We start from the raw sequence: 15745 nt of genomic DNA, 5'->3' as shown, positions 1-15745 counted from the left end.
TGAAGATCTCGGCCATGTCTCCGAAGAAAGCGGAGTACTGGAACAGGAGGTTCGAGGAGGCGCACACGAAAGGAGAGAAAGGGCCCGAGGAATTCATGCGGGTCTGGCTCGACTTCGTGAAGGTGTCGGCGCTGCAGAAGGCCCGGAGATCGGGCGACGGGCGCCTCTTCAACACGGTCTCCGGTGAGCTGGAGCGGATCTACCGAACTCACCTGGTGTGACTGTCATCGTCATCATCATCACGGCCGGGAAGCCGGGTTGGCGGGTCCCAACCACGCGTGCTATGTACGCGTGCGAGGCACCCGCCCCCGGTGACCGGCCGTCACCATGAAGGGAGGGCACGTGTCCGACGATCAAGGCCCGGACAACGTGGTCCCGATCCCCCGGATCGGCTCTCTGCCCCCGCCTCCCGCAGTCCCGCCTGCTCCGGTACTGACATCGGACAGTGGGACGGGAACGGGAGCGGGAAACAGTGACAGAACGGAACCGGTCCGGGTTTCCCCGTTCGACGCACCCGCACCGTCTATTGCCACGCCCCCGGCGGGAGTTGTCCCCCCGACTTTCCGCAGCGAAGGCCCGGGAGACGCTCCGGCCGACGCCGGGGCGCCCCGCACGGGGGCGCTTTCGATGGCCGCGATTCTGGCAATCGCTCTCGCCGCTTTCGAGGGAATCCGTACCTGGGTGCAGGAATCCGGTCCGCGCAGGGCGGAGGCCGGGAAACACAAACGCGCAATGGAAATGCTGTCGGCCAAGGCCGACGCGGACGGGACACGGTTCGCCGCACAGGCTGTCGCCGAGCGCGCCAAGGCGCAGCGTGGTGTGCAGTCGTCCCACGAGTACGGCAGGACGGCCCGTGGGCAGGGTTCTGGCGGCCCGGGACGGTCCGGTGGCCCGATGGGGCCGGGCGGGTCACGGAAGGGCTCCAGGGGGCCGTCTGGAGGTTCAGGGGCGGGCTCGTCGGGCTCGTCGCGGACCGCTCCCAACAAGCCCGGACCTTCCGGTAGTTCCGGTGGCGGGAAGTCCAACAGTCCGGGCGGCCAGAACAACTCCGGCCGGTCGGGATCCGGCCCGAAGGGTTCTGGCCGGTCGGGCTCATCGGGCTCCGGCCAGCAGGGCGCCGGCGCCGGCGCCGGCCGCGGAGGGACCGGTCCCGGGCGGAGCTCAGAGGGCCGGGGCAGGTCGAACGGGCCTGGGACGTCAGGGTCCTCGGGAGCGTCCGGCGGCACGTCGAAAGGCGGGTCGAAGCACCAGCGGACGACGCTCCCCCAGGCCGTCGGCAACACGGTGCAGGACCGGTGGAACCGGCGTCAGCCGCCGACGCCGGTCCTGAGTAAGCCGAACAAGCCCAACAGCGGCATTACCACACCGCCCGGCGGCGTCAACGGCTCCTCCAGCGGCGCCGCACCGGGCACGGGGCGCACGACGTTCTGGCAAGCGGTCGGCGAGACGATGGCAGCTCGCTGGAAGAAGCGCCGCAGCAGTACGAGCGGCCCGCCCGGCAGTCCGACGAACACTCCCACCGGTGGCGGGACGGCAACCGGCCCGGGTACAGCGGCGGGCAAGGGACCGTGGAAGAAGAAAACGCCCGGCGGACCGAAGAACACCTCCGCCCCCGGCGGCCCGACGAACACCCCCACCGGTGGCGGGACGGCAACCGGCCCGGGTACAGCGGCGGGCAAGGGACCGTGGAAGAAGAAAACGCCCGGCGGACCGAAGAACACCTCCGCCCCCGGCGGCCCGACGAACACCCCCACCGGTGGCGGGACGGGGAGCGGTCCCGGTGCAGCGGCGGGCAAGGGGCCATGGAAGAAGACCCCGCCCGGTAAGGCCGGGCCAGGCCCGGCCGGCAGTACTCCTGGTTCGGGTCCGGGCTTCGGCTGGTCCCGTACCTCGCCGTGGGACGTCGGTGCGCAGGAGCCCGCGACGGTCATCTGGACCCAGGCCGGTCCGGCACGCCGCAACAGCAAGCCGTGGGAGCCCGCCCCGATCGCGCCCGCCCGGCGCGGCATCCCGCAGTCCGGACCGTCGGCCCTGCCCCGTGCGCCGCAGCGCCCGGCAGGCAAGAGGCCCGGTACGACCCGTAAGAGGAAGGCAATTCCCATGGAACCAGTGATCCCGAAGTTCACCGTGACGAAGGTCGCGAGCGGCCGGCACATGACCGACATCACGCTCGACGATGTCTGCAGGTCGCTGGACAAGCTGACGACGCAGGGCATGGACACGCACGACGACTGCGAGTCCCTGGTCAAGTCCGGCCGGCGGCTGCTCAGCGTGGTGCAGGCCATGGCCGATGACCTTGCCGAGGACCACAACGTGGGCAGCAAGGAGCTGATGTCGGCCCTGGCCGAAGTGGCGAATGAGATCTCCGGTCTCATCCGCCACGTCGCACGGATGGCCAAGGCCTGCCTGGAGGCGGCCGAGCTGTCCGAGGCGGAGGAGACGGCCATGAACCGTGACCATCGTCCCGTCGCCGACGCGACCGTCGACGCGGGCCTGCTCACGCCCAGCGCACGCGTACACAACGAGAACTGATCGGGGATCCGCGATGAGCAACTTTCCCGCCGTCGGATCCGATGGCGAAAACAACGGATACAAGGCGCTGCGCGCCAAGCTCACCCGCCTCCAGAACGCCGCCGACCGGCTGCGGGAGGAGGCAGAGGGGGTGGCGCTGCGTATGAAGCGCAACGCCAAGTTCGCGGCCGTCGTGGCCGACATGTGCGCGGCCGCGGAGGTCGACGCCCGGCATCTCACCGCCATCGGCGGGGTGTCCCGCGCCTTCGGGCGCTGTACCGCACACGGACTGCGTGTGGCGGGCGCGGCGGACCGGATCAGTCAGGCGGCCGGCCGGGCGAAGACCGTGCATCAGGCCCAGTACGGCGGCATCCACGCCGCGGTACAGGCGACGAAGGCCCGTCAGGCCAAGCCCGGGTTCTACCGCAAGCGCTGACCCGCCCGCTCCTCCGCTTTCATCGAGGGCCGCACCCGCCGAAAGCGGGGTGCGGCCCTCTCCCGTCCCGGACAACAACAGAAGAAGGAGGCCCTGCCGTGATGAAGCGGATGCCCAGGAAGGCGAAGGCGGAGCTGGCCGCGTACGGGGTGTCCGCCGTCGCGCTGGCCGCACTCCCCGAGCTGGGCGGCGCAGCCGCCCATGTGCCTGTCGCGCTGGCTGGCAGTAGCTGCCTGTGGTGGCTGTACCGGCGGGTGAAGTCCGGTGACTTCTCCAAGGCGCTAAAGACCGCTCAGCGGGTGCTGCCGGTCGTCACCGGCACTGGCGTGTACGCCGCGAACGCGATCGTGCCTGGCACGTCCTGGTGGCAGATCGCCGCCCCGGTCGTGTGGGGCGCGCTGATGGGGGCCTGGCTCCCGGCCTCCCGCGCCGGATGGACCCCCGGAGAGCCCGGCGACACAACGGCTGCGTATCCGAAGGACTTCGACGGCATCGTCGCCAGGATGTGGGCCGACTCCAAGGTGGCGCAGGAGACCCGGCTGGAGAACATCCGGCAACTGGCGCAGGACCGGCCGGACTTCACCGCCGACATCGTCGCCCCGGCCGGCACGGCCGTGCCCCGCATGGATCCCACCGATATCGCCGCCGTCTACGGCTTTCCCGTGACGACGGTGTCGCTGGAGGAGATCGCGGACACCGGGCCCGGCCGGATACGTCTGAGCGTGCAGCCCTCCCGCGAGGGGAAAAGCCGCTTCGACACGATGTGGCGCGACTACATCGCCGCACCCGGCGGGGCGATCCCCGGCGCGCAGGTCGTTGCGATCGACGACGAGGTGCCCGGCAGGACCATGATCCTCGCCGCGGTTCCCGCCAGCCAGGTCGCCCGGGTCAACCACGAACAGCTCTGCAGCGCGTTCGGTGTCGCCCCGTCTGAGATGCGGCTGGTCGCCGAACCGCAGGGCCGCGAAGTGCTGATCTCGCTGTACGACGAGGCTCCGTTCAAGCGGGCTCGCCCGGCAACCCGCGAGCTCCTCGCCCTGGACCAGTACGGCCGGTTCACTCTGGGCACCGGTCACGACGGACGCGACGCCAAGGTCCACATGCGGTCCGCCTCCGGCACCCTGCACGGGTTCCTCGTCGGCGTCACCGGCTCCGGCAAGACCGTCGCGATGGCGCTCATGTGCGCCGCCTATTCGAACGCCGGTGTCGTCTGCTGGGTGACCGCGGCCCGCCCGGACGCGCAGATGGCCGCGGTCGGCCGCTACGTCGACCGGCAGGGCTCCGGCGCTCTGCGCACCGTCCGTCAGCTCCGCGCGGCCGTGGCCCTGATGGGGATCCGCGGCGAGATCAACACCGAAGTCGGCCACGACTTCTCACCGCACTCCCCCTACCCCGCCCTGGTCCTGGTCCTCGACGAGTTCAACTCGCTGGTCACCGACCCCGAATACGGCGACGAGATCGCCGAACTGACCGACATCCTCGCCCGCGAGGGCCGCAAGTTCGGCATCGGCGTCCTGTTCGCCGGACAGACCCTCAACCTCGACAAGCTCGGCGGCGCCGCCTCCCTGCGCGAGCAGGTCCAGGGCGGCGTCGGCATCGTGCTCCGCATCTCGGGCGGTGTCGCCGCCCGCCAGGCCACCGGCGGCCTGGCCGGTGACGCCGACCTCGCCTCGATCCCCGACCGGCTCGGCGCCGCTGTCTCCCTCCTCGACCGGATGCGAGGCACCGAGGACGACCGCCCCGGTCAGTCCACACAAGGCGCGGGCCACGTCGTCACCGGGTCCGACACCCTGCTCATGCGCACCCTGTACGTCCATCTCCCCGACGACGGCAGCCCCGACGGCCTGGGCGAGATCTTCCCCGAGAACGGTGCCGTCAGCACCCTCACCGACCGCGAGAGCGACGCCCTGGGCGACCTCTACGGCGACTGGGACGCACCTCCCCCCGACACCACCGACGACGACCACGACCACGACGGCTTCGCCCCGATGCCGCCGGTATTCACCACGGCCAAGAAACGGGTGACGGTCAAGGACCAGGTCCTCGCGGCGGTGACCCGGCGGATGACCTCCAAGGAAATCCGGACCGCGGTCGACGGCGCCGCAGGCACCGTCCGCAACGCACTCAGCGAACTGGTCGAGGCCGGGCTCCTCCTCCAGGTCGACCACGGTGAATACGCCCCCCTCGGCTGGTCCGAATAGTCCTGCCCCACCGAACCGACGAAGGAGAACACGATGACGAACCTCCCCCTGGTGCTCATGGCCGACGAGGCCGCCGCGTTCCTCGCCCGCAGCTCGGAGACCCGCGCGTCGCTGACCGCACTGCTGCTCACCGGACACCGCGACGACCTCCCTGTCCGCGTCGGGTCCGGGCGCCTGCAGCTGCCGCGCTGGCAGTACCCGACGCCGCCTCCGACCGGCCGTAACCCCCGCCCCACACCCCCATCCCGCCCGTGCCCTCCCCGCCACCACGGCGGGGAGGGCACGGGCGCAGCCCGAGGAGACCCCGTGGACTTCGGCCACATCACCCGCCCGCTGACCGACGACGAAGCAGCCGCCGAGGCTCAGCGGATCCTCAAGAGCGCCTTCGTCCGGCCCGACGCCGAGCAGCCCGCCCAGACGTCCTACCGGGACGACACCCCGTTGCCCCGGTTCGGCACCACCCCGCCCGTCCCGCAGGACGACAGGCGGATCGTCCCGGCCTGGGCGGCCGGGATCGCCGTCGCCTCCATCGGCGTCGGCGCAGGCATCACCGGCATGGGCTGCGGCGCCTGGCTCGTCCTCCAGGGCCTCGCCTCGGTCACCCTCTACGGCGTGCTGATGGTGACCCTCCCCCTTGCGGGCGTCGCCATGGTCGCCACTGCCATCGGCGGCGCGATCAGCAAGGCCCGCTCCGCCAGCACGACAACCGTGTACGAGGGGCCCGTAGTGCAGAACACACAGATCACCAACACCAGCCAGCGCGGGATGTTCGCCCGCACCCGCAACGACGTCCGCTGAACTCCGGACACCCTGCCTCGCATCCGACACCCCAACGGGGCTTCGGGTGCGGGACAGAGTGTCCGGCCCTGCGGTCAGTCGGCGTAGTCGATCCAGATACGGCCGTGGTCATCGACCTCGGCACCCCGGATCTGACCGTCCACGATCGCCCGGTCGATGGTCACCTCGACGTCCTCCTCCACGTCGATCCACAGCACCCCGGCATCGTCGGTGAAAGCGGGCCAGATCTGCCCGTCCGTGTCGATGACCTCGTCGAAGACGACCGCCTCCGGCTCATCACGGGTCCAGAACCCCATCCCGTCACCCCTTTCCTTCCCAGGCCAGTCGCTCCCAGCCTGGCCCCATTCGCACGCTCCCTGAACACCGATCCCACAAGGAGTTGCCCCGTGCCGTCCCACAACATCCCCCGCCAGAACCACCTCCCCGCACCCGTCCCGAAAGCCCGGCCCGGCAAGCCGCGGTTCGCCGCCCTGCGCACCTGGTGGACCACCACCTGGAAGAGGGGCGGCTTGCTGCACACGATGTGGGAGGACATCCTCAGCGCCCCCCAGCACGGCTTCCGGCACATGGCCTCCTGGCTCCGCACCGTTCTCACGATCGCCGGGGCCAGCCTCGTCGTGGTGCTGGCCAAGACCGCCGGCGAAGTCATTCTCCGGACGCTGCACCAGGTGCTCACCGCCGACACCTCCCACGGGATGTTCGCCGTCGTCGACCAGCCGGTACGCACATACATTGCCCAGCACTCCGCAGGCCTCCCCGTCGAAGGCTCCACCGTCTACACGCTGTGGCTGCTCACCGGCATCGTCGCCCTGGTCCTCGGCTACCTCTCCGAGAGCAACAGCCTGCGCGCGACGTGGGCCGGGCACGGCGCAGCCACCGTGTTCATGGTCTGGACGGCCACCCCGGAAAACGGCCGCCCCGTCGCAGCCGGACTCACCCTCCTCGCCTGGACCGTCCTCTCCGCGTTCGCGCTGCACGGCCTGACCCTGCGTCGCCCCGCAACCCGCCCGGCGACCGTCGCCGTCCGGCCCGAGATCCACGTCCCGGCCCCGGCCGTAACCGCCGACCAGCACACCGGCTGCCCCTTCCGAGGCTGACCTCCGGTCGCTCCGCCTGGTCCTCGCCCCCCGGCAGGGGTGGCGAGGACCGGACAGGCCGACCGGCCGCCCCGCCGAGTGGCGTACTGGCTGACCCGCGACGGAGTGCCAGCTCTCCTGTCTCAACTTGGTGCTTCTGATGAGGAGTTCACCCACCAGCAGCTCGACGACCTGCCCAACACGCCGACCACTCGATACATCCGCGACGTCCTCATCGCCGCTGCGGTGCTGCCGCCGCGGGACGACCGACTGGAGGCCCTGCCCCGCTGGGCAGACGCCCTCTTGACCCAGGCACCACTCCCCCAGCGCAAGTTCCTCACCCCCTTCACCCACTGGTACCTGCTGCACCGCATCCGCCGGGCCCACCGGCACCGCCCGCTACGCGCCAGCACGCAGCACCAGATGCGATCGCGGCTGCGCCGAGCCGTGGAACTGCTGGGCTGGCTCGACGAGCACGGCATCCCTCTCGGGGAGCTCACACAGCCAGAACTCGAGATGTGGCTGGAGGAAGGGTCTGAGAAACGTCGTGAGGTGCGTGCCTTCGTCACCTGGGCGAGAGGCCGGGGCCTGGTCGGCGAGCTCGTAGTCCCACGGGTCCCCGTCGCCGCACCCAGCGTCTTCAGCACGGACGAGGACCAGGCCGAACAACTGCACCGGTGTCTCGACGACAATGCACTGCCTCTCGATGTCCGCACGGCCGGCGCCCTGACACTCCTGTTCGGGCTGCAGCACACCCGACTGCTGGAACTCACCGTGCACGACATCATCGACAACGGCACGGTGGTGGCGCTCAACCTCAACGGTCATCGTCTTCCGCTGCCACCCGAAGTCGCCCAGCTGGTCCGCGCACTGCGCGACCAGCGCCAGAAACGCTGGCACCTCGACCAGACGGCCAGCACAACACCATGGCTGTTCCCCGGGCAGGAGCCCGCCCGCGCTCTCGGAGCCACCTACCTCTACTTGAAGCTCCGCCGACACGGCATTGCGCCCCTCGCCAGCCGGAACAGTGCTCGACTCGCGCTGGCCACCGATCTACCAGCATCTGTCCTCGCCGACTTCACCGGCACCAGCATCAGCAATTCCACTCGCTGGACCGGATATGCCAAGCGGGACTGGCTCGACTACATCGCCAGCCGCGCAGGACCGTCCCTGAAGCACGCTTCCTCGCTTCGTCTGCCTGGACTCAGCGCATCCCGGGCAGGCGACGCAACTCGTTGACCTTCATCAGCCGGGCGAGAAGGAGGTATCCCACGGCTGTCGCCAGCGCCCCGGTAGCCAGTGCGACGGCCGTAGGCCACGTTCCACTTCCGAGACCCGCACATGCACGCGCTGCAGCCCAGCCCAGCCCTGCAGCCGGGCCCGCGGCGCAGAACAGTTTTACGTAGGTGCGGCGCAGGCCGCCGTCGTCGATGCGGCCCCCAAGCCTCTTGCGCAGCAGATGCGCGGTGAGTGCGAGACCGGCCACGTAGGAGAGGGTGTAGGCGCCGGCCATGCCAACGACCGCCCAGCGGGCCGGCAGCAGCATGTGACAGGCGGTGGCCAGGGCGATGTTCACGCCCGCGATCCAGGCGGCCATGAAGAACGGCGTGCGGGTGTCTTCGAAGGCGTAGAAGCCGCGCAGCAGCAGGTACTGGGCGGAGAACGGGATGAGCCCGAGTCCGAACGCCTGCAGCATGTACCCCAGCGGGCGGGCCGAGGCGGCGTCTGCCGCCCCGTGGGCAAATAGCAGCGAGGAGATCTGCGGGCCCAGGGCGAGGAAGAGGAACGCGGCGGGCACGATGACCACGCCGCTGATCCGCAGCACCCGGGACAGGTCCGCGCGTAGATCCGGGATGCGCCCCTCGGCGACGGCCCGGCTCATGCGCGGCAGTAGGGCCGTGACCAGGGACACCGTCACGATCGACTGCGGAAGCATCCAGATGGTCTGCGCGTAGGTGTAGGCCGAGTAGCCCGCGCCGGCCTGCGGCAGCTCCTGGTCGGCGGCATTGGCGTAATTCGTGACCACCGTCAGCGCCACCTGGTTGGCCAAGACGAACAGCAGCGTCCACTTCGCCGCATGGACGCTCTTGCCCAAGCCGGTGCCTCGCCAGTCGAACCGCGGGCGGAAACGGAAACCGGCCGCCCGCGCGAACGGGATCAGTGCCAAGGCCTGCACGGCGATTCCTGCTGTCGTCCCGATCCCCAGCAACTGCACCTGGTCGGAGGTGATGTCCTCCACCCGGTCGGGAACCGTCAGCAGCCCCAGATAGGCGGCGAACATGCCGACCAGCACCACGTTGTTCAGTACCGGGGTCCACATCATCGCGCCGAACTTCTCGCGAGCGTTCAACACCTGCCCGTAGATGCTGAACAACCCATAGAAGAAGATCTGCGGCAACAGGAACCGCGCGAACGTCACCGTCAGCTCGAACGCCTCGTGACTGTCCGGGGTGTCCCGCATGTACAGGCCCACGATCTGCGGCGCCGCCCACACCGCCAGCGCCGTGCCCACACCCAGTACACAGACCACAAGGGTGACCAGACGCTGCTCGTAAGCGCGTCCGCCATCGGGCTGCGTTGCCCTGGCCCGGACCAGCTGCGGCACCAACACGGCGTTGAGCGCGCCACCGATCAGCAGCGTGTACAGGCTCGTGGGCACGGTGTTCGCCGTGTTGTACGTACTGGCCAGCAAGCCCGTTCCCAGCGCTGCGGCCTGCAGCACTTGGCGGATCAGTCCCGTCGCCCGTGACACCACCGTGCCAACAGCCATCAGCAAGGACGAACGAGCCAGTCCGCCCTTGTCCTTCTTCCGCCGGGCGGCATGCCGCCCCCTTTTTTGCTGCTCCTGCGGCATGGTCTGCGCCGCGGAGTTCGCCCCCTCCACCATGCCGTCAACCTATGCCCCAAGGTTCCCCGGCCCCAATTCGTCCGTACGGCCGCAGAGTTCAGCGAACGCTCCCCGGCCGTGACCGTGGCCGCAGGAATACGACAGCCACGGAACAAGTGCTCTGCGCCAGTACCGCTGCGCACCCAGGGCTGCTGCGACCCCTGCGCACGGGGCTACGAACCCAGCCCCGACACGTACTTCACCACTACGGCCCGGTAACCCACCGGCTCGCCGCCTGATCAACGAACCCTCGAAGGAGAATCACCGTGTCGCTGTTCACCCGCACCGCCCCCGCTGCCGTCCCCGAGACGTGGACGCCGGAGGGCACGATCGTCTCCCAGCGCTACCGGGCGCTGGAGGGCGCGACCGTCCTCGTCTACACCGCCGACACCGACCACGGCACGCCGCGCTACGTCGCCGCGTGCCTGGGCTGCACCCACCGCGCGGACCGCAACACTGCGGGCACCGTGATGACGGAGGCGGAGGCCGCCACGGCCGCCAACGCGCACGCCGCCGCCTGCCGGGCGATGCCGCGCGGCATCCCCGCCCGTCCCGACGACACCGAGGCCGCGAAGCTGATCCGCACCCGGCTGTGGGCCCACCGCTACGGCACGTCCCCGCACCCGGTGCGCCTCTCGGACTTCGACGGGCTCCGCGTCGACCTTCAGCGCCCCACCGACCGGATCAAGGCGCTGCTGGGCGGCATCGCGCAGGCCGACCCCGGCTTCCTCACCGCGGCGCCCGCCGACTCCGGGCAGGGCGTCCGCTTCACCGTCCAGCCCTTCGACCGGCCTTGACGGTGCGCGCCCGAACCGCGGCCCTGGTCGCGGCCGCCGTGCCCGTCACGGTCGCCGCGGCCGCCGCCGTCCTCAAAGCCGGCCACTGGACGCTGTACGCCGACCGCCACCGCATCCACCTCACGCCCGCCGCCCGCCGCTCCTGCCCCGACTGCCGGGGCGCGGGCGGCCGGTGGACCAGCGGCCTGTTCCCGGAGATGCAGGCGTGCGACTGCTGGGCAAACCGGCGCGAGCTCCGTATCCGGCTCCTGCCGCTGCCCGCAACCGCCTACGAACCGCCGTTCTGAAACGGACTCCGCCCCCGGCCACGTAGGCCGGGGGCGCAGCCGCACACACGGGGTCGACCGCAGCATCGGCAAAGAGGCCGGCCGCCCCGCTCCCTTCACCCGAATTCGAGATCAGGAGAACACCAGCATGCATGCTCACCGTCCCGCCATCTTCGGTGCCCTGCTCGGACTGACCCGCGCCGCCAGCGCCGCCGGCGACTTCTGGATCCAGTCGGATTTCTGTGCCCAGGTGAAGGGCGCCTCCGACGACCACCCGGTCACCTACGAGAACCCGACAACCAAGGCCAAGACCACCCACGGCACCGCCGACGGCCGCAAGGCATGCCTGACTCATTGCCTCACCTACACGGCCACGCAGGCGATCGTCGCCGGACTCGGGGCCCGCGCCCTGGGCATCCGGGTCCACCCCGGCGCGGCCGCGGCCGCGCTCGCCCTGTCCTTCGGCACGCACTACATCGCGGACCGCCGTGTCCCGGGCCACGGGGTTCTGGAGAAGCTCGCCGACAAGACCGGCAAAACCAACTTCTACCAGCTGGCCTCGCACGGCATGAACGGTGCTTTCCAGCTCGACAACTCCTGGCACCACGGCTGGGAGACCGTCGCCGCGCTCATCGCCACGACCAAGGCCACCCCCCGGTGACCAGTCGGCCCCGGATGCGACTGGAACGCGTACGCGCCTCGGTCGGGATCGCCTCTCTGGCCTTCCAGCAGATCGAGGACGACCTCAGCGCCGACGACGTCGACCAGGAGGAGCTCGCCGCGATCCTGCGCGAGCTCATCGAGGATACCGATCCGCCCCGGCGGGTTCATGGCGTCCGTCGCGCAGCTGCTCACCGTCGCCGCGCGCCGTGCCGAGCAGGTCGAGCCCGACCGTGACGGCGATGCCTCGTGCCCGCTGCACGAAGCCGCCGCCCTGATCACCGACAACGCCGGGCAGCGCCTCATCCGGGCTGCCCGCGCCCTCCACCCGCAGGGAGGCAGCTGAGATGGCGAACACCAAGGCGGAGAACCCGCCCAAGGGGCAGTGCACCCAGTGCTGGTTCCACGCCTACGCCAGCCGTCAGGCGCACGCCGGGCTCGGTCCACGCGAGGACTGCCCGCAGTGCGTGGACCACATGAACAACGGCCACCCCAACCACATGATCGTCCGCTGACGGCGCCGCACGAAGCCGCCGTCCTGCTCACCGACAACGCCGGGCAGCGCCTCATCCGGGCTGCCCGGCACCCCTCATCCACAAGGAGATCCGTATGACCGCGCCGTACTACCCGCAGATGCCCGAGAACAGCCTGGTCGTCCTCATCGGCCCCTCCGGAGCCGGGAAGACCACCATCGCGAACACCTGGCCCGCCTCGCAGGTCCTGTCCCTGGACGCGCTGCGGGAGGTCGTCAGCGACGACGCGGGCGACCAGGACGCGACCGGCGACGCGGTCGCCGCCCTGCACCTGCTCCTGGAGGCGAGGATGCGCCGACGGCTGTTCACGGTCATCGACGCCACAAACGTCACCAGCGCTTCCAGGGAGCCACTGATCGCCGCCGCCAAGCGGCACGACATGCTCCCCATCGCGCTCATGGTCTCCACGCCCGGCACGGTGTGCGTGGACCGGCAGGGCGCGCGGCCGGCCAACCGCCGCGTGCCGGAAGAGGCCGTCATCCGGCAGCGGCAGGACATGGTCAACTCCCAGCGGCGTGGCCTCAAGTCGGAAGGCTTCACCGAGGTCGCCTACTCCGAGAGCCTCTACCAGCTGCTGCCGTTCCTGGAGCGGCTCAGCGAGAAGCGCCAGGCCGACCTCGGACTGGACAACGGCGACTGCCTCGGTGATCTGCTGCTCCCCCGCCGGGTGTTCGGCCCGGAGATCCTGCCTCTGTGGCGGTGGAAGGACGGCTCGAACATCGTCGGCGGCGACCGCGTCGCGGAGATCCGCCTCGGGCAGATGTACCTCACCCTCGCGTTCCGCCCGAACGTCGACGGCGAGGGCGACTACGGGTTCGACGTCGCCGTCCCGTGCCCGCACGACTACAAGTGCACCGGCTACGCCTGGGTACCCGCCTACAGCGTCACCTGCCTGTTCCGGGCGCTGAACGGCGACCTGGACTACGACCAGGACATCGTCTGCACCGTCCACGGCCCGAACACCGACGAGGACCAGGACCACGACCCCGAGGGCCGCGCCGACCTGGAAGCGCAGTACGCGGCCGCGGTCCGCGAGTGAGTCGTGCCGCCGACGCTTCGCCGAACAGCCAGAACCCGCCGCGCCCCGGCCACGCCGGGCACCCGCTGCTTCCCCGGGAAGGACACCCACCCATGAGCATCACGATCACGAACACGTACGGCACCGCGCACAACGTCAGCGAGACCAACCCGGCCCACGTCACCAGCTGCGACCGCTACCGGTTACCGCTCGTCGGCACCATCGCCCCGGGCAACCCCGGCTACGAGGACATGGTCGAGACCCTGAAGGACAACGGCCACGACACCCGCCCCGAGGGCTACGGGCTGATCTTCCTGGAGTCCGAGGAGTTCAGCGCGACGTACTTCGGATCGATCGCACAGATCGAGCAGTACCAGCGCGAGAACACCAACGGCAAGGCGACCTTCGACGCCTCGCAGGGCGTCATGTACGCCCAGTGGCCCCACGGCAAGGGCTGGGACGACTTCCTCCCCCGCGTCTTCTGGAACGTGAAGGCGCGCGGTGGGATCGCGGACGGCGTCGGCCTCGTCACCGCCTTCGCGCACACCGAGATCCCAGGTGCCGAGGTCATCGTCTACGAGTTCGAAGGCAAGTGGCTTCCCGACAGCGAGCCTCAGCAGCTGGTCACCTACCACTGCACCGGCTGCCACCTGGACACGTTCCACGACTGCGGGCACGTGCACGAGAACACCGGCCCCAGCAGCCGACGCTGGGCCGCCCGACAGGCCCGCCAGCACCTCATCAGCGCCGCCCGGCAAGGCGTCGGCGACACGAACAGCTCCTGCCGCCCCAACAACGGCGAGATGCTGCGCGCCGTGAACGCGGCCGCCCGCGACATGTGGGGAACCACGGGCAACGCCCTCCCGGACACCGACGACGCGTACTGCGCCACCAAGGGCCCCTGCTCGATCATCCGTGAACTCCGCGCCGGAATCCGCCCGCCCACCTACCGCGCCTGACGGACGCTCCGTGCCGCCCCGGCCTCCCGCACGACGGAGGCCGGGGCGGTCGCGGTGGTCCCTCAGTACGGAAGGAGATGGACGTCATGCGCCGATACGAGGTCGACATCCCGATACACCACGCAACGGACCAGGAACGGCGAGGTCTTCACGTCTTCACCGGCCGCGCCGCCGGACCGGGCGATGCCCTGGCCGCTGCGCACAACGCCTACGACCGGGCCGTGCAGCAGATGTCCGCCGGCCGCCCGGCCCCCGATGACTCCAGCGACGGATGGGTCGCGCGCGGCCTGCGCCCCGGCTGGGTCCTGGACTGGCACAAGGCCACCACCAAGGCGTGGGTCAACCCCAACAGCCTGATGTGAATTCGCCCCGGGACGGCCGCCAAAGGCCGGAAAACCAGTCGACCGCCCCGGGTTCCCCATCCCGTACGAGACGAGAGGGAGACACCAGTATGGGCTCCGTCCTGCGCACACAGGCCCGGTTCGGGCAGCGCACACTCCTCCTGACGACCGCAGCCGTGCCGTTGACCGGCTGGGCCGTCCACGCCATCGCCCTGCACAAGAAGATCGCCGCGAGCCGCCGCGACCCGCTGACCGGCCTGCTGCGCCGCGACGCCTACACCGCCCGCGCCCGCCGGCTCCTGGCCCGCCACGGCGACAAGGTGACCGTGGTGATGGTCGACGCCGACCACTTCAAGCAGATCAATGACGGCATGGGCCACGCGGCCGGGGACACGGTCCTCGCTGCGATCGGAGCCCGGCTCACCGCGTGGGCGGGCCCGCGCGCAGCGATCGGCAGGCTCGGGGGCGATGAGTTCGCAGTGGTCCTGGAGCTGACCCCCGACCGCCTTGCACACCGCCTGGAGCAGCTGGTCCGGATGCTGCACACCCCGGTCACCCTGGACGACGGCCGCACCGTCGACGTCGCCGCCTCGGTCGGCGCCGCGACCCCGGCCTCGGTCGGCTCCTGCGACCTGACCGTGTTGCAGAGGGCCGCAGATGCCGCCCTCTACGACGGCAAGCACTCCGGCCGCGCGGCCCTCGCGACGGCGCAGCACGTCACGGTGCCGTCCATCAACGGGCGCCGGGCCGGACGGCCGGGCACCAGCGTGTGGGGGCGGGCCGCATGAGCACCGTGACCCTGCCCGAGGGCGACTGGATCCGCGGCATCAGCATCCGGCAGCCGTACGCGGCCTGCATCCTCGCCGGTGCCAAGACGGTGGAGAACCGGCCCGGCCGGTGGCGGACCGGCTGGGTCCTGCTGCACACGAGCAGGACCATCGACCGGCCCGCCCTGCGCCTCCCGCTGGTCGGCCGCACGATCCGCGACCGCGAGATGGTCACCGGCGCGGTCGTCGGCATCGCCCGGATCACCGACTGCCACCAGGACCCCGAGGGAGCGCCGCCCTGCACGCAGTGGGCGCACCCGGGCGCCTGGCACCTCGTGCTCCAGGACGTCCGGGAGCTGCCCCTGCCCGTCCCCGCACGCGGGCAGGTCGTGCCCTGGAAGCCGACGCCGGACCTGCTGGACCGCGTGTTCCAGCAACTGCCCGGCTTCCTGCCGTGACCAGTTCCTCGTGGTCACCGACACCATCCACCAACCC

Annotated in this window: 19 protein-coding genes and 1 pseudogene; 17 read left to right on the top strand and 3 right to left on the bottom strand. The window is 70.6% G+C overall.

Annotation, left to right across the window (positions count from 1 at the left end; translation table 11 throughout):
- Positions 1 to 14 precede the first annotated feature (14 nt).
- Positions 15 to 221 carry a hypothetical protein gene (locus tag OHA98_RS41085; RefSeq protein ID WP_266933452.1) on the top strand — a complete coding sequence of 69 codons (207 nt, stop codon included), beginning with the start codon at positions 15 to 17 and terminating at the stop codon, positions 219 to 221.
- Positions 222 to 1307: 1086 nt separating this feature from the next.
- Here the strand turns inward: OHA98_RS41085 and OHA98_RS41080 are convergent.
- Positions 1308 to 1754, bottom strand: a complete 447-nt coding sequence (locus tag OHA98_RS41080; RefSeq protein WP_266933450.1) for a hypothetical protein — start codon at positions 1752 to 1754, stop codon at positions 1308 to 1310.
- Between the two features lie 346 nt (positions 1755 to 2100).
- Here OHA98_RS41080 and OHA98_RS41075 point away from each other — a divergent pair, with 346 nt between their 5' ends.
- The 4 genes from OHA98_RS41075 to OHA98_RS41060 all read left to right on the top strand — a co-directional run bounded on the left by OHA98_RS41075 (position 2101) and on the right by OHA98_RS41060 (position 5946).
- Positions 2101 to 2532, top strand: coding sequence for a hypothetical protein (locus OHA98_RS41075; RefSeq protein ID WP_266933448.1), 432 nt, complete (start codon positions 2101 to 2103; stop codon positions 2530 to 2532).
- 13 nt (positions 2533 to 2545) lie between these two features.
- Positions 2546 to 2947 carry a hypothetical protein gene (locus tag OHA98_RS41070; protein WP_266933446.1) on the top strand — a complete coding sequence of 134 codons (402 nt, stop codon included), beginning with the start codon at positions 2546 to 2548 and terminating at the stop codon, positions 2945 to 2947.
- Positions 2948 to 3048: 101 nt separating this feature from the next.
- The gene (locus OHA98_RS41065) at positions 3049 to 5148 is read left to right on the top strand and encodes a type IV secretory system conjugative DNA transfer family protein (protein ID WP_266933444.1); all 2100 of its coding nucleotides are present in this window, start codon (positions 3049 to 3051) and stop codon (positions 5146 to 5148) included.
- A 33-nt stretch (positions 5149 to 5181) separates the two neighbouring features.
- Positions 5182 to 5946 carry a hypothetical protein gene (locus OHA98_RS41060; RefSeq protein ID WP_266933442.1) on the top strand — a complete coding sequence of 255 codons (765 nt, stop codon included), beginning with the start codon at positions 5182 to 5184 and terminating at the stop codon, positions 5944 to 5946.
- A gap of 74 nt (positions 5947 to 6020) precedes the next feature.
- Here OHA98_RS41060 and OHA98_RS41055 read toward each other — a convergent pair whose 3' ends face one another.
- Positions 6021 to 6242 carry a hypothetical protein gene (locus OHA98_RS41055; RefSeq protein ID WP_266933440.1) on the bottom strand — a complete coding sequence of 74 codons (222 nt, stop codon included), beginning with the start codon at positions 6240 to 6242 and terminating at the stop codon, positions 6021 to 6023.
- A 90-nt stretch (positions 6243 to 6332) separates the two neighbouring features.
- On the opposite strand from OHA98_RS41055, the gene OHA98_RS41050 reads away from it, so the two are divergent.
- Positions 6333 to 7043 carry a hypothetical protein gene (locus OHA98_RS41050; RefSeq protein ID WP_266933438.1) on the top strand — a complete coding sequence of 237 codons (711 nt, stop codon included), beginning with the start codon at positions 6333 to 6335 and terminating at the stop codon, positions 7041 to 7043.
- 78 nt (positions 7044 to 7121) lie between these two features.
- Positions 7122 to 8261 carry a hypothetical protein gene (locus OHA98_RS41045; RefSeq protein ID WP_266933436.1) on the top strand — a complete coding sequence of 380 codons (1140 nt, stop codon included), beginning with the start codon at positions 7122 to 7124 and terminating at the stop codon, positions 8259 to 8261.
- Here OHA98_RS41045 and murJ read toward each other — a convergent pair.
- On the bottom strand, positions 8227 to 9909 hold the full coding sequence (murJ, locus tag OHA98_RS41040) for a murein biosynthesis integral membrane protein MurJ (protein WP_266933434.1): 1683 nt from the start codon (positions 9907 to 9909) through the stop codon (positions 8227 to 8229). The genes OHA98_RS41045 and murJ overlap by 35 nt on opposite strands.
- Before the next feature lie 266 nt (positions 9910 to 10175).
- Between murJ and OHA98_RS41035 the strand changes: the two genes are divergently transcribed.
- From OHA98_RS41035 to OHA98_RS40990, 10 genes and pseudogenes are all read left to right on the top strand, one after another.
- Positions 10176 to 10706, top strand: coding sequence for a hypothetical protein (locus OHA98_RS41035; protein ID WP_266933432.1), 531 nt, complete (start codon positions 10176 to 10178; stop codon positions 10704 to 10706).
- A gap of 2 nt (positions 10707 to 10708) precedes the next feature.
- The gene (locus OHA98_RS41030) at positions 10709 to 10993 is read left to right on the top strand and encodes a hypothetical protein (protein WP_266933430.1); all 285 of its coding nucleotides are present in this window, start codon (positions 10709 to 10711) and stop codon (positions 10991 to 10993) included.
- A gap of 127 nt (positions 10994 to 11120) precedes the next feature.
- Entirely contained in the window at positions 11121 to 11633 is a 513-nt protein-coding gene (locus OHA98_RS41025; protein ID WP_266933428.1) for a hypothetical protein, read from the top strand.
- Positions 11630 to 11978, top strand: a pseudogene (locus tag OHA98_RS41020) (hypothetical protein). The gene OHA98_RS41025 and the pseudogene OHA98_RS41020 overlap by 4 nt, the downstream one beginning before the upstream one ends.
- A 1-nt stretch (position 11979) precedes the next feature.
- Positions 11980 to 12147, top strand: coding sequence for a pRL2-8 (locus OHA98_RS41015; RefSeq protein ID WP_266933426.1), 168 nt, complete (start codon positions 11980 to 11982; stop codon positions 12145 to 12147).
- Between the two features lie 94 nt (positions 12148 to 12241).
- Positions 12242 to 13204: an ATP-binding protein gene (locus OHA98_RS41010; protein ID WP_266933424.1), complete on the top strand. Its 963-nt coding sequence runs from the start codon at positions 12242 to 12244 to the stop codon at positions 13202 to 13204.
- Positions 13205 to 13296: 92 nt separating this feature from the next.
- The gene (locus OHA98_RS41005) at positions 13297 to 14142 is read left to right on the top strand and encodes a hypothetical protein (RefSeq protein WP_266933422.1); all 846 of its coding nucleotides are present in this window, start codon (positions 13297 to 13299) and stop codon (positions 14140 to 14142) included.
- Between the two features lie 86 nt (positions 14143 to 14228).
- Positions 14229 to 14504: a hypothetical protein gene (locus OHA98_RS41000; RefSeq protein ID WP_266933420.1), complete on the top strand. Its 276-nt coding sequence runs from the start codon at positions 14229 to 14231 to the stop codon at positions 14502 to 14504.
- Between the two features lie 89 nt (positions 14505 to 14593).
- Positions 14594 to 15271, top strand: coding sequence for a GGDEF domain-containing protein (locus OHA98_RS40995; RefSeq protein ID WP_266933418.1), 678 nt, complete (start codon positions 14594 to 14596; stop codon positions 15269 to 15271).
- A complete protein-coding gene (locus OHA98_RS40990) occupies positions 15268 to 15708 on the top strand; it encodes a hypothetical protein (protein WP_266933416.1) in 441 nt (146 codons plus the stop codon). Before OHA98_RS40995 ends, OHA98_RS40990 begins: the two co-directional genes overlap by 4 nt.
- Positions 15709 to 15745 lie beyond the last annotated feature (37 nt).

It is taken from the genome of Streptomyces sp. NBC_00654, from assembly GCF_026341775.1.
GTDB lineage: Bacteria > Actinomycetota > Actinomycetes > Streptomycetales > Streptomycetaceae > Streptomyces.
This window is presented reverse-complemented; position numbering and strand designations above follow the sequence as displayed.